Source organism: Planktothrix paucivesiculata PCC 9631 (genome assembly GCF_900009265.2).
Taxonomy (GTDB): Bacteria; Cyanobacteriota; Cyanobacteriia; order Cyanobacteriales; family Microcoleaceae; genus Planktothrix; species Planktothrix paucivesiculata.
This window is the reverse complement of the sequence record NZ_LR735018.1, coordinates 601,647-622,922: the sequence shown is the minus strand read 5'-3', so window position 1 is coordinate 622,922 and position 21,276 is coordinate 601,647. Positions and strand designations below refer to the sequence as shown.

At 39.5% G+C, this 21,276-nt stretch carries 18 protein-coding genes and 2 tRNA genes; 10 read left to right on the top strand and 10 right to left on the bottom strand.

The genetic code is table 11. The features are described 5' to 3' along the window. Positions 1 to 61 precede the first annotated feature (61 nt). Together PL9631_RS26790 and PL9631_RS16860 are read right to left on the bottom strand one after the other, a co-directional pair. Positions 62 to 382 carry a transposase gene (locus PL9631_RS26790; RefSeq protein ID WP_231516758.1) on the bottom strand — a complete coding sequence of 107 codons (321 nt, stop codon included), beginning with the start codon at positions 380 to 382 and terminating at the stop codon, positions 62 to 64. 20 nt (positions 383 to 402) lie between these two features. Continuing rightward, positions 403 to 885 carry a helix-turn-helix domain-containing protein gene (locus tag PL9631_RS16860; protein ID WP_231516757.1) on the bottom strand — a complete coding sequence of 161 codons (483 nt, stop codon included), beginning with the start codon at positions 883 to 885 and terminating at the stop codon, positions 403 to 405. Positions 886 to 1,231: 346 nt separating this feature from the next. On the opposite strand from PL9631_RS16860, the gene PL9631_RS16855 reads away from it, so the two are divergent. Both PL9631_RS16855 and PL9631_RS16850 read left to right on the top strand, forming a co-directional pair. Continuing rightward, positions 1,232 to 1,912, top strand: a complete 681-nt coding sequence (locus PL9631_RS16855; protein ID WP_083622049.1) for an actin-binding WH2 domain-containing protein — start codon at positions 1,232 to 1,234, stop codon at positions 1,910 to 1,912. 70 nt (positions 1,913 to 1,982) lie between these two features. Then, on the top strand, positions 1,983 to 2,684 hold the full coding sequence (locus PL9631_RS16850) for a hypothetical protein (protein WP_083622047.1): 702 nt from the start codon (positions 1,983 to 1,985) through the stop codon (positions 2,682 to 2,684). A gap of 126 nt (positions 2,685 to 2,810) precedes the next feature. Here PL9631_RS16850 and PL9631_RS16845 read toward each other — a convergent pair whose 3' ends face one another. Together PL9631_RS16845 and mutS are read right to left on the bottom strand one after the other, a co-directional pair. Beyond that, positions 2,811 to 3,170: an SH3 domain-containing protein gene (locus tag PL9631_RS16845; protein WP_083622045.1), complete on the bottom strand. Its 360-nt coding sequence runs from the start codon at positions 3,168 to 3,170 to the stop codon at positions 2,811 to 2,813. Between the two features lie 149 nt (positions 3,171 to 3,319). Continuing rightward, positions 3,320 to 5,983 (bottom strand): DNA mismatch repair protein MutS, encoded by a 2,664-nt coding sequence (gene mutS, locus PL9631_RS16840; protein WP_083622044.1) that lies wholly within the window; start codon positions 5,981 to 5,983, stop codon positions 3,320 to 3,322. 141 nt (positions 5,984 to 6,124) lie between these two features. On the opposite strand from mutS, the gene PL9631_RS16835 reads away from it, so the two are divergent. Both PL9631_RS16835 and PL9631_RS16830 read left to right on the top strand, forming a co-directional pair. Further along, on the top strand, positions 6,125 to 7,999 hold the full coding sequence (locus tag PL9631_RS16835; protein WP_083622042.1) for a putative bifunctional diguanylate cyclase/phosphodiesterase: 1,875 nt from the start codon (positions 6,125 to 6,127) through the stop codon (positions 7,997 to 7,999). Positions 8,000 to 8,071: 72 nt separating this feature from the next. Beyond that, positions 8,072 to 8,752 carry a lecithin retinol acyltransferase family protein gene (locus PL9631_RS16830; protein WP_083622040.1) on the top strand — a complete coding sequence of 227 codons (681 nt, stop codon included), beginning with the start codon at positions 8,072 to 8,074 and terminating at the stop codon, positions 8,750 to 8,752. A 200-nt stretch (positions 8,753 to 8,952) separates the two neighbouring features. Here the strand turns inward: PL9631_RS16830 and PL9631_RS16825 are convergent. Next, positions 8,953 to 9,024 (bottom strand) — tRNA-Gln (locus tag PL9631_RS16825). 354 nt (positions 9,025 to 9,378) lie between these two features. On the opposite strand from PL9631_RS16825, the gene PL9631_RS16820 reads away from it, so the two are divergent. The 3 genes from PL9631_RS16820 to PL9631_RS16810 all read left to right on the top strand — a co-directional run bounded on the left by PL9631_RS16820 (position 9,379) and on the right by PL9631_RS16810 (position 11,535). Further along, complete coding sequence (locus PL9631_RS16820; RefSeq protein WP_083622038.1) at positions 9,379 to 10,329, top strand: thermonuclease family protein; 951 nt, start codon at positions 9,379 to 9,381, stop codon at positions 10,327 to 10,329. A 14-nt stretch (positions 10,330 to 10,343) separates the two neighbouring features. After that, positions 10,344 to 10,925 carry an NADPH-dependent FMN reductase gene (locus PL9631_RS16815; RefSeq protein ID WP_083622036.1) on the top strand — a complete coding sequence of 194 codons (582 nt, stop codon included), beginning with the start codon at positions 10,344 to 10,346 and terminating at the stop codon, positions 10,923 to 10,925. Positions 10,926 to 11,031: 106 nt separating this feature from the next. Further along, the gene (locus PL9631_RS16810; protein WP_083622035.1) at positions 11,032 to 11,535 is read left to right on the top strand and encodes a heme-binding protein; all 504 of its coding nucleotides are present in this window, start codon (positions 11,032 to 11,034) and stop codon (positions 11,533 to 11,535) included. A 34-nt stretch (positions 11,536 to 11,569) separates the two neighbouring features. Here the strand turns inward: PL9631_RS16810 and PL9631_RS16805 are convergent, their stop codons facing one another. Next, entirely contained in the window at positions 11,570 to 11,986 is a 417-nt protein-coding gene (locus tag PL9631_RS16805; protein WP_083622033.1) for a hypothetical protein, read from the bottom strand. A 124-nt stretch (positions 11,987 to 12,110) separates the two neighbouring features. Here PL9631_RS16805 and purS point away from each other — a divergent pair, with 124 nt between their 5' ends. Both purS and purQ read left to right on the top strand, forming a co-directional pair. Further along, a complete protein-coding gene (gene purS, locus PL9631_RS16800) occupies positions 12,111 to 12,383 on the top strand; it encodes a phosphoribosylformylglycinamidine synthase subunit PurS (protein ID WP_083622032.1) in 273 nt (90 codons plus the stop codon). Positions 12,384 to 12,472: 89 nt separating this feature from the next. Beyond that, a complete protein-coding gene (purQ, locus tag PL9631_RS16795) occupies positions 12,473 to 13,150 on the top strand; it encodes a phosphoribosylformylglycinamidine synthase subunit PurQ (RefSeq protein WP_083622030.1) in 678 nt (225 codons plus the stop codon). Positions 13,151 to 13,280: 130 nt separating this feature from the next. On the opposite strand, the gene PL9631_RS26780 is transcribed toward purQ, so the two are convergent. The 4 genes from PL9631_RS26780 to moaC all read right to left on the bottom strand — a co-directional run bounded on the left by PL9631_RS26780 (position 13,281) and on the right by moaC (position 21,061). Further along, positions 13,281 to 19,214 carry a DUF4347 domain-containing protein gene (locus PL9631_RS26780; protein ID WP_269321706.1) on the bottom strand — a complete coding sequence of 1,978 codons (5,934 nt, stop codon included), beginning with the start codon at positions 19,212 to 19,214 and terminating at the stop codon, positions 13,281 to 13,283. Positions 19,215 to 19,888: 674 nt separating this feature from the next. Beyond that, on the bottom strand, positions 19,889 to 20,194 hold the full coding sequence (locus tag PL9631_RS16775; protein ID WP_197046395.1) for a DUF3181 family protein: 306 nt from the start codon (positions 20,192 to 20,194) through the stop codon (positions 19,889 to 19,891). Positions 20,195 to 20,245: 51 nt separating this feature from the next. Next, positions 20,246 to 20,500, bottom strand: a complete 255-nt coding sequence (locus PL9631_RS16770) for a 2TM domain-containing protein (RefSeq protein WP_083622026.1) — start codon at positions 20,498 to 20,500, stop codon at positions 20,246 to 20,248. 39 nt (positions 20,501 to 20,539) lie between these two features. Further along, positions 20,540 to 21,061, bottom strand: coding sequence for a cyclic pyranopterin monophosphate synthase MoaC (moaC, locus tag PL9631_RS16765; protein WP_083622024.1), 522 nt, complete (start codon positions 21,059 to 21,061; stop codon positions 20,540 to 20,542). A gap of 74 nt (positions 21,062 to 21,135) precedes the next feature. Between moaC and PL9631_RS16760 the strand changes: the two genes are divergently transcribed. Continuing rightward, a tRNA-Arg gene (locus PL9631_RS16760) sits at positions 21,136 to 21,209 on the top strand. Positions 21,210 to 21,276 lie beyond the last annotated feature (67 nt).

Sequence of the window (21,276 nt, the reverse complement as noted above, 5' to 3'; positions counted from 1 at the left end):
ACTGTATTAGATGTTTGACACTCTCACCGTTAAGCCTTCGGCTGTAACGGGAGATTCTTGCTTAATGACACTTAACTAGCTCAAACAGTGTTAACTGTTCAAACCCCGCCAGTACGTCTGACCCGATTAAGGGTACTTCACAAGCATTTTCCCTTACGGTATGCCCTACCGCAACTAAGCCTCTATTTCTAATTACTTTGGCACTCGCTATGTCTCTTGGTTCTGTATGACCACAATACTGACAATTATGCACTCTTTCACTCAGTAGCTTTTTGCCAGTATGTTTTCCACAATTAGGACACTCTTGAGATGTACCATTTTTATCTACTTTTAGATAAAATCTATCTCTTTTCCAGCAGACATAAGGTAATACTTCATTCATAAAACCACCTATCCCTGAGTCTAAAGATTGCTTCTTGACAATCCCCCGACTCCAATCTTTAACCAGCCTAATTGGGGTAGTTTTACCTTGCCTATTGCTAAACAATTTTTTAACATAGCTGGAAAAACAAAACTACGCATTTTCTTTTTATATCGTGGAAAACCACGACCTTGAGATTTCATATCAGTAAAGGCTTTGTCTAATGTTTTCAACGTTTGTTGTAACACTTGAGCATTAACTGACTTTAAATCCTGATTTTTTTGTTTGGCTATAGTTAAATTCTTGGCTTGTACATTATAATTGGGATAAGGTTGCTCCGATGGGACAATGTATTCTGACACAATTGAACAACTGTTAACAGGTGATTTTCTACTGCGTAACCAGTGCTTACGTTCAGCCAAAGCATAGTTGTAAACAGACCGACAGACATCTAAGATCTGCTCTATCTCTAACTCTTGCTGTCTGTTTAAATCTAACCTGAACTGATAAGTAAGATTAATCACTTGCTTTTATTGATTTTTTTGTGACATTTATGTATTCATTATAAACTTACTCATTAATTATGTCAACTAATTATCATAAAAATTGACTCAATATCAAGCTGATATTGTTTTGTTAGTATTAAGCATTCATCTTAACTACAAATTATCTGTTTATGAATTTATTTTTAAGGAGATTGAAATTAACAATTGAACTACACAGGATCATCTGTTTATTTCTGAAAATAAAAATATATTTTTCCCCTTGGCAGTTTAATTTTAGACCGAATATAATAGGCTCACAATAACGTTTCTAAGTCAGTTTATCAATAACTGGCATTGTTTTAATTGTCTAAATAGGGAGGACAGAATGAATCACTTTAATGTTGTCATGAATTTATTACGAGAAAGACAACAATTTTTAGAAGAGATCAAAAAAGGAGTCAAACTTAAATCTAAACTGATCGGATTATTGGTTTCAAGCACGGTATTTTTTGGTATTTATGGGGCAATTATTGGCTCATCAAGTAGTCCTTTACAGGCGTTAGTCTCGGCGGTGAAGTTACCTGCATTATATTTATTGACGTTAATTATTTGTTTCCCAACCCTATACTTTTTTAATGTTATGTTTGGGTCAAAACGAACATTTCAGCAATATTTAACGCTGTTAATGACGGCAATGGCATTGATTAGTGTGTTGATGTTCGGGTTTGCTCCGGTGGCTTTATTTTTTCTATTGAGTACCAATGATTATGAATTTTTTCTGTTATTAAATGTAATCATTATGGCAATTACTGGAGGATTGGGGGTCAAATTTTTCTATGAAGGAATGCAATATTTTTCCCTGGAAGATACGGAAGGAAAAGAACTGAGACTGAATATTTTACGATTTTGGTTAGCCCTCTATGCCTTTGTCGGAACTCAACTGGGTTGGACATTACGACCTTTTTTTGGTTCCCCTGGAATACCCTTTCAACTGTTGAGAGAACGCGAAAGTAATTTTTATGTTAGTTTATTGAATTCCATTGGCTCTTTATTGGGATTCAATTAAGATATTATGTAGGGATATTCCATCAATATCTCTACATCAAAAATCAAGTTTTTATATAATATCAAAAATCATGAGTCAGCAGGATTTAGAACCCTTTAAAATTACGGAATCAGAATTAGAGGAATTATCGGGAATTTCGCCGGGTGATGTATTAACCGGAAATTTATATCGGCTGAAAAATTGGCGAGATCCTAATAAATTTTTATCTCTATTTTTGAATCAAATTTTAATCTTAGGTTTAACTTTTGTCTTTTCTCTGCCCTTGGCTTTAGTCATTTCTCGCAAAACCGCCTATTTTACTCAAGACTTTGATTTATTTATTCAAGTGTTAGGAATTACTTTAACAATTTCTTTGATATCAATAATCAGTTGGAATGGATACATGATCAAAAAAGCAAAATCCTTAACTCGGTTAGCCAGTTTACTAGAAGAAGTTAATAAATATAATGATGTGATGAAAGCGGTTGAAATTTTAGATCAATTAGTTGCGGTGGGGAACTTACAAGCCGATATTATTAATAGAAAAGATGTGATGAAAGCCTTACAAATTACCCATGATAGTTTAATTAATGGATTAAAAACTGAACGAATATTAAGAGAACATCAAGATTTTATGGGTCGTCGTTATGAATTATTTGTTAATTTAGAAAATAACCTCTCCGCATTAATGGCTTTAGATGTTACCAACCAAGCTACTGAATACGGAAGGTTATTAAATGAAGCCCTAGAAATTGGGATGAGCGTGCATCAAGAGGTCAGGAAATTAAATTAAGATTGTTTTAAAGAATGGGTAACTACGAATTACGAATTACGAATGGGTAAATTTCCTATTCCAAAATATTGTAACCCTTGTGGTGGGAGTGTCCTCACTCGCTAGGATATACGGCTATATTTCTGACTAAGATTTACAATCTTTTAAGTAATCTGACCAAACATAACCTTGTAAGGGTTTGATGATTTTTGTCCATTTTTCTCCCTCACTGCCATCGGTTTCTCCTAATGCGACAATGGTTCCATTTTTAAGAGTTCCAATCACTTTTCCATTGGGTTTTTGTCGAACATTTAGGGGGGTTTTTGTGGGGTCAGCTACGATACAATAACCAATAAGAGTCTGTGCTAATTGGAATTGATTATTAGTTTCAGAAAGAGGAGGATAAGATTGAATTGCTGTATTTGCAGGCGTCGTAAAACTTAGGGTGATGGGAACTAATCCTAAAATAGCTAATTTACAAATTCTATTTCCAGATATTGTATTCATGGGGTTTCTATGCCTCAATTTAATTCATGATTAAAGTTGCACCCCTAGGCTGTTGCTTTGCGGTTTTTTCTCTGATAACCCTTGAGAACGTTAGGGTAATAAGATTCAAACACCTAACAGCCTAACCCTATTATAAACTATTTTTGAAATTAATCCTCAAAAATATCTAACTGTTCTACAGAATCATCTTTTTTATCCTGTTTCTTAATTCCTTTTCTCAATCCCATGGCTATTTTACTATGCTTTTCAATTTGACGCATTACTTGTTTAGCCCGTTGAATTACCACATCCGGTAAACCCGCTAACCGTCCGGCTTCAATTCCATAGGATTTATCGGCTCCTCCGGGTTGAACTTGATGCAAAAATATAATTTTATCGGGTAATTCTTTAACAGTAACTTGATAGTTTGCCACATTGGGAATAATTGAAGCCAGTTCATTTAATTCATGGTAATGGGTAGCAAAGATCGTCCGAGACCGGATTTCTGTGGCTAAATATTCCGCTACCGACCAAGCAATTGATAACCCGTCAAAGGTAGCCGTACCCCTCCCAATTTCATCTAATAATACTAAGGATTTAGGTGTGGCATGATTTAAAATATTAGCGGTTTCATTCATTTCTACCATAAACGTTGATTGACCTGTAGCTAAATCATCCACTGCCCCAACTCGGGTAAAAATGCGATCGCAAATTCCTAATTTAGCCGATTTAGCCGGAACAAAACTCCCCACTTGAGCTAATAATTGAATTAAGCCAATTTGTCTTAGATAACAACTTTTTCCACTGGCATTTGGCCCGGTTAAAATAATTAAATCTGGGTGAGAATAGGGTTTAACTCCTGGGGTTTCCGACCCTTCCTCCTGACTTCCTAACTGAGCCGTATTCGGAACAAAAAACCCAGGAGGTAAGGATTTTTCGACTACGGGATGGCGACCTTCAATAATTTTAACTTCTCGACTATTCACCATTTCGGGACGACAATAACCTTGATAGACTGCTATATCTGCTAACCCCGATAAAACATCAATTGCAGCCACCGCCCGCGATACATCTCTAATTAATTCTGAGTGTTCTCCCACTTCTAATCTTAATCGCAGAAAAATCTCATATTCCAATTGGTTTAAATCGTCTTTGGCGGTTAATATTCTGGCTTCTCGTTCCTTCAATTCCGGGGTAATAAATCGTTCTTCATTTGTTAAGGTTTGTTTCCTAATATAATCATTTGGAGCTTGATCTAATTTAGATCGTGTTATACTAATATAATAGCCAAAAGCCTTATTGAAACCCACTTTTAAAGTAGAAATTCCGGTGCGTTCCCGTTCTTGTACTTCTAAGTTTGCCAACCATTGTTGATCGGCTTCTGCTAATACCCGCAGCGAGTCTAATTGTTCATCCATTCCCGACCGAATAATTCCTCCTTCTTTCAAGTGTTGGGGGGGAGAGTCTACTAAATAGGATTGAATTTTATGGGCTAATTCTTCTAAAATAGGCGGAACGGTTTGTAGGGATTTTAAATAAGGAGAATGACCTTGACTGACTAAAACCGATAATTCCGGTAATTTGGCTAAGGAATCGGCTAAAGCCACTAAATCCCTAGCATTTGCGGTGCCATTTCCTGCCCGTCCAGTTAACCGTTCTAAATCATAAATTTGTCGGAGTAATTGTTGCAATTGAAACCTTAATTCATGATTTTCTACTAACTCTTGAATCGTGTCATGGCGCGCCCGAATTCCTCGCAGATCTAATAAAGGTTGTAATAACCAACGACGCAACGCCCGACCGCCCATGGCGGTGCTAGTTTTATCTAAAGCCCATAATAAAGAACCATGTAAAGTTCCATCCCGAACGGTTTGGGTAATTTCTAAATTGCGGCGACTTTGATAATCTAGGATTAAATAATCGGTGATTGTATAGGTACGCAGTCGTTGTAGGGGAACTTGATTGTTCCGTTGAGTATCTTCTAAATAATCTAATAATCCTCCGGCGGCACGCACTCCGAGGGGTAAATGATCACAGCCTAAACCTTCTAAAGAACGCAGTTGAAATTGTTCTAAAATTTGGTTTCGGGCTTCAGTTAAACTAAAGGGAAATTGCGATCGCAAGGAATAACAAAAACAATTCGGTAAACAATCGGGTAACTGACTCGATTTTTCCCCAGGACGGAGCATTTTCCCTAAATCCGGGGCATTAATCGGAAACAACACTTCCGACGGTTGTAGACGCATTAACTCTTGGGTCAGTTGTTCTAAATTTTGCGATTGGGTGGTTAAAAATTCCCCCGTGGAAATATCAGAATAAGCCAAGCCCCAATGATCTCCAGCAATCACAACCGCCGCCAAATAATTATTTTTACGCCCTTTAAGCATTCCGTCATCCGTCAGAGTTCCGGGGGTTAAAATTCGGGTAATTTCTCGACGAACTTGGCGTTTTTCTCTAGCCGCAATTTCCGCATCTTCAACTTGATCACAAATCGCCACCGCATAGCCTTTTTCTAATAACATGGTAGCATAGCGTTCTACTGCATGATGGGGAACACCCGTCATCGGAACTCGCCCGATTTCTTTCCCGGCGTGTTTTGCCGTTTGCACTAATTCCAATTCTTGCGCTATTGTAATAGCATCCTGAAAAAAACACTCAAAGAAATCTCCGACCCGAAATAATAGTAAGGCATGGGGATATTGTTCTTTGACTTCAATGTAGCGGTGCATCATTTCTGATAACTTTTCCCGATCAAGCTGGCGATAGTCTGCATTGGGCGGAAGTGAATTTTCGGGAACTGAAGGGGCAGAGGACGCACTGGGGGGAACGCTCATAGTTTTTTGAAGATGCAAGCCAAGACTAACCCTTAAGACTTTAGCGCGTTTAGTGGCTTTCTGCCAATAGGTAGCACTTTAGTTTAAACTTTAATTCATGCAAATCTTAGTCCACAACAGTCGTCAGACTGTATTTTTAAAGTGACACGCGATCGCATTTTATCCAAAAATCTAGCTCTGCAATTGGCTACTATTTACGCCTTTCTCAGTATTATTTGGGTGTTTTCATCCGATCAACTGTTGTATTTCCTCGTGCCTAATTCCCAATTTTTAAATCTGATTCATAGTATAAAAGGAGGACTTTTTGTTGCAATCACAAGCACCCTGCTCTACTTTCTCATCCGGTTAGGAACTCGTCATTTAGAAAAGTCCGAACAGAGATATCGAAGTTTGTTTTGTGCCCATCCTCAACCGATGTGGATTTATGATGTCAAAACCCTTAACTTTCTAGCGGTTAATCAAGCCGCAATTCAACATTATGGCTATTCAGAAGCCGAATTTCTATCGATGAAAATTACAGAAATTCGACCTCCTGAAGAAATTCCACGACTTATGGAAAGTCTATCTAAAATTGAGATGGGATTTAACCGAGTTGGGCTATGGCGACATTATAAGAAAGATGGTACATTAATCGCCGTAGAAATAACCGGTCATACTTTAGAATGGAAAGGTAAATTTGCTGAAGTCATTCTCGCTCAAGATGTTACAGAACGGCTCAAAACTAAGGCCGAATTAGAACACTATGCCTTTAGTGATTTACTCACCGGATTAGCCAATCGGAGTTTATTATTAGAACGCTTACAAATTGCGATTAATTACTCCTCCAAAAAATTTGCGGTTTTATCCTTAGATATTGATCGATTTAAGCCCCTTAAATATGCCTTTGGTCATGATTTAGCCGAACAACTATTAATTGCCATTGCCCAGCGCCTTAAAACCTTTGTAAATCCCAAAGATATTGTGGCTCGAGTGGGAACCAATGAATTTGCAATTTTATTTAGTGATATTGGCAATTATAATATTTTAACCGAAAAAATTGAACGTATTCATGCGGCTTTAGATTTTCCCTTTCGTTTAGATACGGTGACTATTTCATCCGCGACCAGTATTGGTGTGGTTTTAAATCAATTCCAGAGTCAACGTCCAGAAGATTATCTCCAAGCCGCTGATACCGCCATGTATTATGCCAAACAAAAAGGACGGGGAACAACGGTATTTTATGAACCCAGTATGGCAAAAATTGTGGCTGAACATCTGCAATTAGAAGCGGATTTACAACGGGCAATTGAACGTCAACAACTCAGTTTAAATTATCAACCCATTGTTTCCTTAGAAACTCAAAAAGTGGTGGGTTTTGAAGCTTTAGTGCGTTGGTATCATCCTGACCGGGGTTTTGTGTCTCCAGTTCAGTTAATTAATTTAGCCGAAAAAGCCGGCTTAATTGTCTCCATGGGACAATGGGTTTTATCCCAAGCCTGTCAACATTTATTAGAATGGCAAACCGAATTTCCTGAGATCTATGTGAGTGTTAATCTTTCAGAAATTCAATTACGACATCCGAATTTAATTCAAGAAGTGAAACGGGTTTTAGATTCTTTAGAACTTCCTCCTTTTAGTCTAAAATTAGAAATTACAGAAAGTAGTTTAATGGAGAATATAAACCATGCAACCGGATTATTAGAACAGTTAAAAGCTCTAAAAATTCGGTTGTTAATTGATGATTTTGGTACGGGATATTCTTCTTTAAGTTATTTACAAAAACTGCCCGTTGATACCTTGAAAATAGATCGCTCTTTTGTCCAGCATATCGAAGTTGAAAATAAGGATTTTGAGATTGCTAAAACCATTATTAATTTAGCTCATAGTTTGGGTTTAGCAGTCGTGGCTGAAGGCATTGAAACCTCCCAACAAGTTGAAATTTTTCAGCAACTGGGCTGTGACTTTGGACAGGGATATTTATTTTCTCCTCCCCTAAACCCCCCAGATGTGATGAATTTTATCAACCAAAAGCGTTGAAATAACAGCCCTAAATGTTCCCGGCAAAACAGTTAAGATAAAAGAGAAATTGGAGTAATCATTAAACATCCTATGGCAAGAGGCGACCAAATCTATATTTTTCGAGAATTTTGGAACCTAGAGGGTTTATATGAACACCATGGTATTGATTGTGGTGATGGTACAGCCATTCATTATCGCAAACCCAGCGAAATTATTGAACGGACTTCCATGGATATTTTTTCCAGGGGTCAAAAGATTTATGTTCGACAGTATCCCATTCGTTATATTGCGGATACGGTGATTAACCGCGCCCAAAGTCGTTTAGGAGAAAATCAATATAATCTATTGTTTAATAATTGTGAACATTTTGCGACTTGGTGCATGACTGGGGAGAGTAAAAGTCAACAGATTGAGAATTTTATTCCCCTGCTTCGTTATATTAATATTGATACCTTATCTGAGCCTCTAAAACAAGCGTTTATGGGCAGTCAACCCCAAGATGCTAACCGACTTTTAAATCAAGCATTAGGGGAAATTCGGGTCGCTTGGGATGACATTCATCCTCAGTATAAACAAGCCCTGAATGAAATGAATTCTTGGCATCAAGTAGCAATGGAAGCCTTAAAACGAAATCGAGAAGATTTAGCCCGAGCAGCCCTAAAACGAAAACTTAATGCTAAAAAACGAGCAACCGAATTAGAAGAAAGTTTGGAAAAATTAGCCACTATGACTCAAAATCTGTTGAAAAATCAAGGAGATAATAGGGAATAGGGAATAGGTAATGGGTAATGGGTAATGGGTTTTGGGTTTTGGGTTTTGGGTTTTGGGTAATAAACTGCTAACTAACAACTGATAACTGATGACTGATGACTGATGACTGATGACTGATGACTGATTCAGGGGATAAACTGATACAAAAAAACCTTGGACAGATATTGTCGAAGGCTTTTTTGCAGATATGATGTTTTTAACTGGGGCGAAAGGATTCGAACCTCTGGATGTCGGGACCAAAACCCGATGCCTTACCACTTGGCGACGCCCCATTGCTTCACAGTTATTAATATTAGCATTACCTACCCGGGATTTGTCAAGAGTTTTTCCAAAATTTTTTTTATTCTTTTTGCCCAATTCTCTAAAACCCTTAATATATAAGGTTTTCAGGCATTCTTTCCTGGGGATTCATCCTCGAAATTGGACAGAATCCAAGACCCTTGATTTTGAGGATAGATTGTTTACGCTTCATCATCCCCCGTCAATAGAGTTGTTTGTTGGGATTGTCGTGGGTTCTGATCCCCAATGTTCAATGGGATTCAGATTGCTATATGGTATTATGACGACCATGATTAATGCAAGGATCAAGATCAACGGTATCACTTATAACGAAAAGGTCAGATATTGTGGGAACTCGGATTAAGAACTTACAAGTCACAAGGGTTGTCGATGGGGACACAATTAAAGTCTTACTCAATGATAAACGGGAATTTTTAAGACTCGATTGTGTAGATACCGAAGAAATACTCAACCATGATTCTAAACCCCGAACTAATGCCGGAATTGCCGCCGCAGAAATGGCGCAAGAATACTTTACGAATGAACATGTTTTTTTAACAAAAATTGATGTTGAATTTGATGGAAATGAACCATTAGAAGTGTGTTTAGAAAAATATCGAGATCATCACGGGCGATTGATTTGTTATGTACATAAACAGGGAGAAAATTATAATTTAAAATTAATTAAGGAAGGTTGGAGTCCCTATTTTATTAAATATGGATTATCTCGATTATATCATCAAGAAATGATGGAGGCTGAAGCCGATGCCCAAGCCCATAACCGCATAATTTGGAATCGCCAAACCAATGAAAGTAGTGCCTTTAGAAACTATCGAATTTTAATGCCTTGGTGGTCGTTACGCGCTGCGATTGTGGATGATTTTCGTCGCTATGGACAACCGAATGGGGTGTTATCCGTGCGTTTAGATTATCCTAAAATTTTAGGCGCGGCAATGAAGCAACAATCCATTACTATTTTCTGTGATTTACAGGAGGGAATTACTAAATGGATTGGGAATAGTGCGATTATTCACACCGGAACAAAAGACCGAAGTTTAAAGCTATGGATTCCCGAAGCCAGTGATAATAAATATGCTCCCCTGGTTGATTTAATTAATAAACGATATACGGGGTTAGGACGGGGCTATGTTTATATTAGTGGACAGGTGACCATGTATCGAGATAAACCCGAAATTACTCTTACCCATCTGCAACAATTATCGGATTTTTACCCAATTTTTCAAACTAAAACCTTGGTAAATTCCCCCAGTTTAACCTATAATAATACTCAGAAATAATCACCGATACGATCATGGCAAATTCTCCCAAAATTCTCGCCTTTGCTGGCAGTGCTAAGGAAACCTCCTTTAATAAAAAGTTAGTCCAAATCGCCGCCGCCGGAGCCAAAACAGCCGGGGCGGAGGTCACCTATATTGATTTACGGGATTTCCCAATGCCCTTATTTGATGAAGATTTAGAAGCCCAACAGGGAATTCCGGTCGCTGTTCGCGAATTCAAAGATTTAATGGTAGCCCATCAAGGCTTATTAATTGCCTGTCCTGAGTATAATAGTTCGATTACACCGCTATTAAAAAATGCCATTGATTGGGCATCCCGTCCCGAACCAAATTTACCAGGATTAGCCTGTTTTAACAATAAAGTTGCAGCGATTATGAGCGCCTCCCCGGGAGGATTTGGAGGAATGCGCGGGTTAGTTCATGTTCGGGCTATTTTAGAAAGTATTGGGGTATTAGTTATTCCTCAACAACGATCTATTTCTCAAGCGTTTGAAGCCTTTAATTCAGATGGCAGTTTAAAAGATCCCAAACAACAGCAGGATGTAGAAAGTTTAGGAGCAAAAGTTGCCAGTTTATTAATCAAACTTTCCTCTTAAATATTACCCCGTACCCATTACCCTGTTACTGAGCGAAGTCGAAGTATTACCCATTCGTAATTCGTAATTCGTAATTCGTAATTGCCCACTACCCCTTCCCTAATCTATGGCTACTTTTCCAGAAGGATTTCCACCACCGACTCCCGTTGGAGTAATTGAAGTTAAACAATATCCAGCCTATCGAGGGATAACTTATTTACATCAAGGGGATTTAACTCAAGCCACTCGCCAGGCATTTAATCCCCTATTTCAACACATTAGTAGTAATAACATTGCCATGACAACTCCGGTGGAAGCTCGGTATTTACAAGAATCTGATTGTCAGAATCAAGCTGAGGTTTCTTTCCTCTATTCCCATCCTGAAATTACTCCTGAACAGATCAAATCAGATGTTAATGTAACGGATACTCCTACCATGAAAGTCCTCAGTATTGGAATTCAAGGAGCTTATAGTTGGGAGAGCTATCAAGTTCATTTACAACGATTAAAAAATTGGTTAAAACAACACCCTGAATATGAAATTGCGGGTTCCCCCCGACGGTTGTTTTATAATTCTCCCATGACACCTGAGAACCTCAAATATAGTGAGGTGCAAATTCCGATAAATTAATCAAAATTCGATTAATTTATCCCAATCTCAACTATTATTTTTGATCAGTAATAGAGAGTCGATAGGGATTTTGACCCTGTTGACGATCGCCAATATAAATGTTATAATCCCCCTTAACTCCGTAACCCGAATATTGTAGAACACCGCTATTAGCAGAACCTTCAGGTAACATACAATAACGTCCGGTGGGGCCATCAATTAATAGGGTCGGTGAACCCGATGTGGTCACCATAATTCGCCAATAGGGTAAATCATCAGTAACCTGAATAACGTGGTTTGGGGTTTGGGCAATAAACCCACAGTCCTGACTATTCACAGGCCCCCCAGAGGTTCCTGAGAGGGAGACGGGAGCTCCGGGGCTGATTTGCTGTAGATTTGCTCCAGCACTGGGCGCAAGGGCTAAAACCAGGCTAAAAACCCATCCCATTAGGGTTAAATGGCGTAATTTCATTTTAAGTTTCTCCTACAATTAATGCACTCCATTCAAACCATACTGACGAAAAATTAGACTTACAGGTTCGTTTTTTGAATCTTTGAGGGATAATCAAGACTGTGCCATTAAAGCAGGGATTGTTGTGACCCATCACTACCAAGCTAGAATTTATATTACCCTCCGTCCTTCTGTTCTTGATCCTCAAGGCGTGGCGGTGAAATCTGGTATTCAACATCTGGGATATGACAATGTTGAACAGGTGCGGATTGGTAAATATATTGAAATGACCCTTTCGGCAACGGATGAAACCGAAGCAAAAAGTCAACTTGACCAGATTTGTGATCAGTTGTTAGCTAATCCGGTGATTGAAATTTATCGATTTGATCTAACGGAAGTTGCGGCAGTTACTCATTAATTTGATGAACATTTTGGTTGATCAAAAATGAACTAAAAATCTTTTTTGATCAACTTGTTTCTATTGATAATTTACTAGATTAATACATTATGAAATTTGGGGTTATTGTGTTTCCGGGTTCTAATTGCGATCGAGATGTGGCTTGGGTCACTCAAGGATTATTGGGACAACCAACCCGGATGATTTGGCATGAAGATACGGATTTATCTGATATTGATGTGGTGGTAATTCCGGGGGGGTTTAGTTACGGGGATTACTTGCGTTGTGGGGCGATCGCGCGTTTTTCTCCGATCATGCGTTCAACTATTGAACACGCTAACCAAGGGAAATTTGTTCTAGGAATTTGTAACGGATTTCAGGTATTAACCGAAGCGGGATTATTACCCGGAGCATTAGTTAGAAATCGGGATTTACACTTTATTTGTGAGTCTGCTCCTTTAACGGTAATTAATAGTAATATTCCCTGGACTTCTGAATATCAAGTTGGGGAAGTAATTAATTTACCCATTGCCCACGGGGAAGGCTGTTATTATGCCGATGAAAAAACCCTAGAAGAATTAGAAACAAATCATCAAGTTTTATTCCGTTATGGAACTGATAAAACCCCGAAACCCGAAGAAAATCCTAACGGATCTTTGAATAATATTGCGGGAATTTGTAACCGTCAAGGCAACGTTTTAGGTATGATGCCGCATCCCGAAAGAGCCTCCGATCCCATGTTAGGAAATACCGATGGAATTAAACTGTTTAAAACCCTATTAGGTTAGTCGATTAAAGAACTGTGAGTTTTGTCGTTAGGAAAAGCGCGAGTCAGCCTGTTGTCCAGATGTCAGATACAACAGTGGAGGACGCAAGAAATCCACTGTTGTGCTTTCTGTTGGGCAGGAAACTCCGACCTCAGCGTAGCAGGTCAGAGTAATTCACGGTACTATCAAAACCTAACAGTTTAACGAGTTCCTCTCCCGTATTGGCAAGTTTAATGATTGTATTGCCACTAACTGTTGTGATTTGCAACTCTTCAAAGATTAATCCGCCTATTAACTGAATCTGATCTTCACCCAGAGTAAAATCATTAATGATATCTACTCCTTGATTCGCTCCAATATAAAAGCGATCGCGTCCTTTACCGCCGATTAAAATATCATTTCCTACATCTCCAAATAGGTGATCATCCCCTTCTCCTCCATCTAAGAAATCATCCCCTTGTCCACCATAAAGATTATCATTTCCTAAATCTCCAAACAAGTTATCATTTTCTTGATTTCCCCATAGCAAATCATCATCTTTTCCGCCATATAGAATATCTCCAGCAGCACCGCCATGACCTTCATCATCCCCTTGACCTAATGCAATAGTTTGGGCTAGTTTATCTCCAACAACAATATTTTTTCCGGCATCGCCCAAGAGTTGCATTTGCCCCCTTAATAAAGCAACATTAATATTTTGGAGTTGAATAATAGAATTAGGCAAATCCGTACTATCAATCAAGCTAATTTGTTGATTTCCGACTCCTGTTTGCTGTGATAAAGCCACATTTGCTTGCATCAGAATTGGCTGACTACTCGGCAAATCCTCTGGCAATTGGGAGAAAGGAGCAACCATAGAGAAATCCCATGGGGTATTGGCATCAAACCGAGTTGAAATTTGTTGAGCCAATTGATTGAGTTCAGGAGATTCAGTTCCTAGCGTTTCTTGAAGATCTGTTTGTAAATTTTGCAAGGTGCGATTATTTTCCGTCAACATTGCACCACCAATCTTTTCAGGGACAGAAACTTCAAAGCTTTCTCGATTGAAATGTTCAAATATTTCCTGATTCGTCGCATTAACGTTAATCGGTTGTTCAGAAATACTCAATTTCTGGGCAACTTCCAGAGGGAATACCATACCCCCATTGGAATTCAATACATAATAATGCTGAGAAAATGTATCGTCTCCTGGATCTAACAGGGGGATAGAATTAAGATTCTCAGATGCAAGGTCATCAACAAAAGATATCACATCATATTGAGGTGCAATTAAGTTTTCGTGAGATTCCATGCCGCTACGCTCGTCATTATTGCTACGCGGTGCACCGAAAAGACCGGGGGCAATTGTGCCACCAGGCCCCGTAAACCTGACACTCGTAAACCTATAAGCCAGTATCTGAGTTAACGAGATCTGATAGTATTGGATTCTGCTAAATTGTGTAGCTCGACGTATAGGTACACCGCCAAACTGTGCAAGACCTAATCGATTTAGCAAAGCAAATTTTTCAGCACTTAGTGTGCTCAACATTTTTGCAATCTCAGATGAACTTCCTGCTGTTTTTATTAGGTTTACAAAGCTATTATTATTAAATACCGCAAGAAGAGGTAGACCAGCACCCTGAAGTTTAGATGCAAATGCTTCAAGTGTCTTGAGGGGATCGTCAGTATTATTTGCTGCTAAAACCAGTGGTGTTTGGGTTAGTTGTTTTAGAGTAACCCCCTGAGATGTAGCAAGACCTTGAAGGAAATTTAGAGTTTCTGGCTTGTCTGGTGGACTAAAGTTAGTCAGTTGATCAATGACGGTATTCTGTTGGTTAAAATTGCCTGCTTCATCGGTAACAGTATTGGCTGGAAGTGTAACCGAAACAGTCCCAAATGCTGTCATTCCCTCAACCGCTACCTCATAGATGCTGCCACTACCTGTAATGGTTGCAGTTTCGGGGTTCGCAGTTCCCCCTAACAGGAGATCATTCGCTTCAAACCCCTTAACCGGTTCACTAAATTCAACCTTCAAGTAAACAGCATTGTCAGAAGGGGGACGATTTTGCTCAAGGGTAACTGTCGGAGGAGTGGTATCACCAGGAGGTAATGGTGTTGGACTCGGTTCTAACGTCGGTGTTGGCGTTGGGGTCGGGGCTAAAGTCGGTGAGGGTGTTGGAATCGGTGTTGAAGGAGGAACTGCCACTAGCCAAGGGAAAAAGGTTTGTAGTTGTTCTTGAGTTAAACCTTGGGTCATCCCTTGCAACTGTTGGGGACTTAAGCTTTGTAACTGTTGGGCGCTAAAACCTTGCAAATAGGCTTGCAATTGTTCTGGGTTTAACCCTTGAGTCACAGCTTGCAACTGTTCAGCAGACACAACTTGCAATAATTGGGGATTTAACCCTTGGCTAAACTCTTGCAACTGTTGAGGGGTTAATTTTTGTAGCAAACCTTTTAACAGTTCAGGCGTCACGGCTTGCCACTGTTGTAAGCTTAACCCATTCGTAAAAGCTAAAATTTGTTGTGAACTTAATCCTTGGACTTGAGACTCAGTTAAACTACCGTAGACAACTGAAATTTGTTCCGGTTTGAGTTTTTGGATTAAGTTTTGAATTTGTTCGGGTGTAAATGCCTGAAGTTGTTGACTTGTTAACCCTTGAAAAAAGGCTTGGGTTTGTTCTACTGTCAGCGCTTGCCATTGTTGGACGCTTAGACTTGAGACCAAGCTTTGGGTTTGTTCTGATGTTAAACCTTGGGTTAAAGTTTTTAACTGTTCAGGACTTAAAATTTGCAGGAAGCTTGTCCACTGCGTGGGAGTCACCGCCGCAAACTGTTCAGGAGTTAACCCTTTAATAAAGTTTATAATTTCTTCTCCAGTTTGGGGAATCGGCGTTGGTGCTGGGGTAGGTTCTAACGTTGGCGTGGGTGATGGTGATGGTGTTGGTGTTGGGGTAGGTTCTAACGTTGGTGTTGGTGTTGGGGTAGGTTCTAACGTTGGTGTTGGCGCAGGTGTAGGTTCTAACGTTGGCGTTGGCGTTGGACTAGGTTCTAACGTTGGGGTTGGCGTTGGTGTGGGTGCTATTGTCGGTGTTGGTGTGGGTGCTATTGTCGGTGTTGGTGTGGGCGTAGGAGCTATTGTAGGTGTTGGTGTTGGTGTGGGTGATATTGTCGGTGTTGGTGTGGGCGTAGGCGTGGGCGCTGGCGTTATAACCTCAACTGTATAAATTTCACCCGTATTAAAGGCTGTTGTTAAAGCGTTTCCAGCAATATCTTTAATTGTCGGAGTTGCTGAGGTATCCAGTCGTAATGTTCCGTTTCCACTAATATTATTGACGGTGACATTAACACTATTTCCCGTTACCGCAGAAACACTGGCAATTGTACCGTTTACTGTTCCTGTTGGGGTGATGAGAAAATCACTAATGTCTAAATCTTTCACCCCTTCACTAAAATTAACTTGATAAACAACCGTATTCCCATTGGTGATTTCTGTTGTCGGGGTTTGACGAATAATACTACTAACTGTTGGTTGAATTCCGTCAACTGTATAAGTTTCACCCGTATTAAAGGCTGTTGTTAACGAGTTTCCAGCAATATCTTTAATTGTCGGAGTTGCTGAGGTATCCAGTCGTAATGTTCCGTTTCCACTAATATTATTGACGGTGACATTAACACTATTTCCCGTTACCGCAGAAACACTGGCAATTGTACCGTTTACTGTTCCTGTTGGGGTGATAATAAAATCACTAATGTCTAAATCTTTCACCCCTTCACTAAAATTAACTTGATAAACAACCGTATTCTCATTGGTGATTTCTGTTGTCGGAGTTTGACGAATAATGCTACTAACTGTTGGTGTGACTGCATCTACCTTAATGGCTGTGGTATCCGTCACATTATTGAGGGTTAAATTAACGTCATTTCCCCCACTATCTTTAACAGTTGCATCCCCCGTTAAGGTTAACGCTGTTCCTGTAACGGGGCCATTATTATCCTCTTCTCCTAAACCAATATTGTAACGGAAAATATGCTGAGTATTCGCTGCTCCTGTCCCTAATAAAGTCGCATTAACAATTCCGCCTGTATCTAAGGTAACGGGAATATTAACATTTCCTGTACCTTTATTAATCGTGACAGGTTGAGTAAATGTCACTACAAAATCGAGGTTATCTCCCGCTTTTAAGGTAATCGCAGGAGGAGCTTGAACTTTACTAATTTCTACCGCAGAAGCAATCAATGAAAAAGGAAAGTTAAACGGGTTTTCGTCTCCATCATTATTACTAAAAGATAATTCTCCTTGTAGTGTTCCGATTTGATTGGGTGTGAGGGTAATATCAACAGTTGTACTCCCATTAGGAGCAAGTGTAGTGGTGGTAAAAGTCCCTAATCCGGTAACACCTGTTCCGGTAAAAGTTATCGGATTAGTTAATAGTAAATCCCCTAATCCGGTATTTTTAATCGTGAAGGTTTTAGTAAGACTTCCTCCTAGGGATATCTGACCAAAATTAATAGCTGTTGAGGTTCCATCAATAATATTGCTAGTTCCGTCTAAGACTTCTATTTCGGGGGCGACATATTCAAACGCACCAATATCAACAGTATTATTAATAATTCGGTCAAATCCACTGCCTCGTTGGTCGGTTGTTAATCCGGTCGCATTGGTATTATTTCCTGTATCAATCCCTGGGCTTCCTGCTAACAAAGCATGGGTAAAACTTAATCCGCCATTATCTTGTAAAGGGCCTAATTTAGCATCTAAAGGATTGGTGGCTGTTCCCACTAAGCTACTGGTTGGAAATGTCGTTTCAACACTGCTATTATCTCCGATTAAATTTCCACCTCCATCTGTCCAAGTTCCTCCGGCTATATCGGGAGTTTTAATATCTGTTGATAAGTCTTGATTTCCGGCAATTAATGTGTTTTTAAGGGTAGCTGTTCCACTATTTTGAAAAATGGCTCCACCACTATCATAAGAGGTATTATTACTGGTATTAGTATCGGCTTTGTTGTTCGTAAAGGTACTATTAGTAATGGATAAGTTGCCAATATTATGAATAGCACCGCCACTATCTTCTACGCTGTTACCCGAAAAGGTACTATTATTAATCGTAGCGGTACTGCTGTAGTAAATAAAAATTGCCCCACCGCCATATCCTCCCTCGCCTGTGACTTTGTTATTGGTAAAGGTACTATTATTAACCGTAAGGTTGCCTAGACTGCTACTAACATAAATTGCTCCTCCCCGTTTGTCTGCTTCCCCATTACTGAAGCTGAGGTTATTTAGGGTAAGGTCACTATTAGAGGGAACATAAAAGAAACGGAAAGCAGGTGCTGTGGTGCTTCGTTCAATAATAGCCCCATTCCCGTTCAGGGTCAGTTTTCCACCAACGGTTATATCCGTAGGAGTGGGTAAACCGTTAGCATCACTAGCAAAACCATCGGAGGTGTTGTTATCAACCGTTGTTAAGCTGTAGACTCCTTTTGTTAAATTAATAACATCGTCTTCTGTTGTGGTGTTAGCCGTGTTAATGGCTGTTTTTAATTCATCAACGGTACTGACGTTATAAGTCCCTAATATTGCTGGATAAGCAGTAATTTTTTCTTGATCAAACGGAAATGGCGTGGTAATTTTTCCTAAGATGAAATCTAGGTTCCAACTTCCCCCCAAGGAAGTATAACCAACTTTTTGACGCGAAGCCGCTAGGTTAACTCCTAGATAGTTATGAAGACGAGACAAAAACCTACCGTTATCCGATGCGAGTTCACAACTATAGATTAAAAAATCGGTATTTTCTGTAAAAGTTTGTCGCCAAGTTTTCAGTTGGGGTGCATATTTTTCAATATTATTGGCGTTTAGGGTCGTATTACCTAGATGCAGTGTTCCTGAACTTCCATGGGTGAGCAGATGAACAGCTTTTAAATTTTTGTAGCCTGATAAAATATTGGTAATTTGTTGAATTCCATCTTCATTTTTTGAGAGGATAAGAAAATCAACATCTTCACCCATTGCATCTAATAATTGGGGGATATTAGTAACGGATGAATCAATGATCAGTAATATATTATCCGTGACGGCTGAACTTAGGTCAAAATTAATGGTACTCATGATCAATCCTTTATTTTCTATTACCTGGAATGGTTTGGGTTTAGTCTGAATGAGTTGGAAAGTTAGGGTGGTTTGTTGAGTGCAAAACCGACCCCTCGGCTGAAGAAGTCAAAAGACGATAGGAGACTGCACTTATAGCAATCGTGTAGGATTTATGAAAAAGTTCTGTAGGGGTAATGTCCTTCTAAACTCTCTTTGCGCCTGGGTTTGGTTTCCAAACCCCTACGATAAAATATTACAACCTTATTTGGGATTGCTATAGTTAATGTGATACTAGGAAAGGACAATTTTTAAGGATTTTATACAGAATTTTTAAGTTGCTTTTGGCTTCTGTTAGAGAATACCCTGATTTAACATTACTAAATTTAGTATAGCAATCCTATTTAAGTTGTAATATTTTTTGAAATTTAATCCTTGTGGTAGGGGCAATTCATGAATTGCCCCTACCACAACCTATTTAGGATTGCTATATAACTGACCGATTCTGTTTTTCTCAGAAGGTTTAAAAATTATTACAAAACTTTACATTAAGTAAGTGGGCGAGAAAATCAACCAGTATTGAAATGTTACAACCTATTTAGGATTGCTATACCTACTCACCTGAGCTAAATTTAATTGAAATCTTATTGCTATAGTTAGAATTTGAGTGAGCCCTGAAGGGCTCACTACGAAGTTTATAGGTCTTCTTGGAAGTCTTTTAAAATTCTTACTAAGTCTTGAATTCCGGCATTGGGAATTAAATTCACCAAGGAGGTTGTCTGTTTTCCGCCGCCTAAATTTACATGAATTTTTTGCAAAACCTGTTGAACTTCACTTTCACTAAAATCTCCCTGATCTAAAAGCGGATAAAGTTGTTCGGCTAATTGTGTATGCAAATGGGCCTCGGCTAAATAGAGACGCCATTTAGCAATATCAATATAGATATTTTCTCCAATTTCAGCGGCTAATTTTTCCAGGGTTTTTGTATCTAAAACAGACATAATTAAACTCCTAAATTATTGGGGGTTAACGATTCATCGTTAACCTGAATTTTATCGATTGGGCGTGACGGGAGAATAGTCGGCGATCGCAAAAATATAAAGGCCATGAATGGCGATCGCAGATAACCAAACCAGGGTAAATGGGGTTAACCAAGACCAGTCCGTGGATTGCAGATTATGGAAAAACCATAAACCCGAATTAATCGTGGCAAAAATAGCAACATGGGTGGCAAAATTCATCCGATCATCCAAACGGCGATAGTCTGGATCTTTCCGGTCAGGTTGACGGGGCCAACGAGGAGGCATAGACAATAAGTTCCCAAGATTTTCTATTCCATTTTAGGCCTAACTGGGATTGACTTCTATCTGTTGTTGGTAGTCCCCGGATTTTCCCCCGGTTTTACTCAACAGGCGAATTGACTCAATCACAATGGATTTTTCCAAGGCTTTAGCCATGTCATAGAGAGTCAAAGCCGCCACGGAAACGGCGGTTAAGGCTTCCATTTCTACCCCGGTTTCCGCTTTGGTAATCACTTGGGATCGAATTTGATACCCGGGTAATTCGGGATCGGGAATAATTTGGACATCAATTTTGCTTAAGGGCAAGGGATGACACAGGGGAATTAATTGGGCCGTTTGTTTGGCCGCCATGATTCCCGCCAGTTTTGCTGTGCTTAAAACATCCCCTTTCGGTGCGTTTCCGGCTTCAATGGCGTCAAAGGTCGTGCTTAACATCCTGACTTGTCCCCCGGCGATCGCCTGGCGACGGGTTGCCACCTTCCCCGACACATCCACCATCCTTGCTTCCCCGGTTTCATCCAGGTGGGAAAGGCAATCGGCGGATTCTGAAAAAAAAATGTTTGCCATTTGGGAAAAATGTGTTATGCTAATAAAGCAGTCAAAAAAAGCTAATTTTTGAGATTGTTGTGCTGAACTGACGGGGGCTTGTAGCTCAGTGGACTAGAGCACGTGGCTACGGACCACGGTGTCGGGGGTTCGAATCCCTCCTAGCCCGTTAGATAACTTAATATATGGTTTGGGGGAAAATTTATCAAGAAGCCGCGTCGTGAGCTTGTCGAACG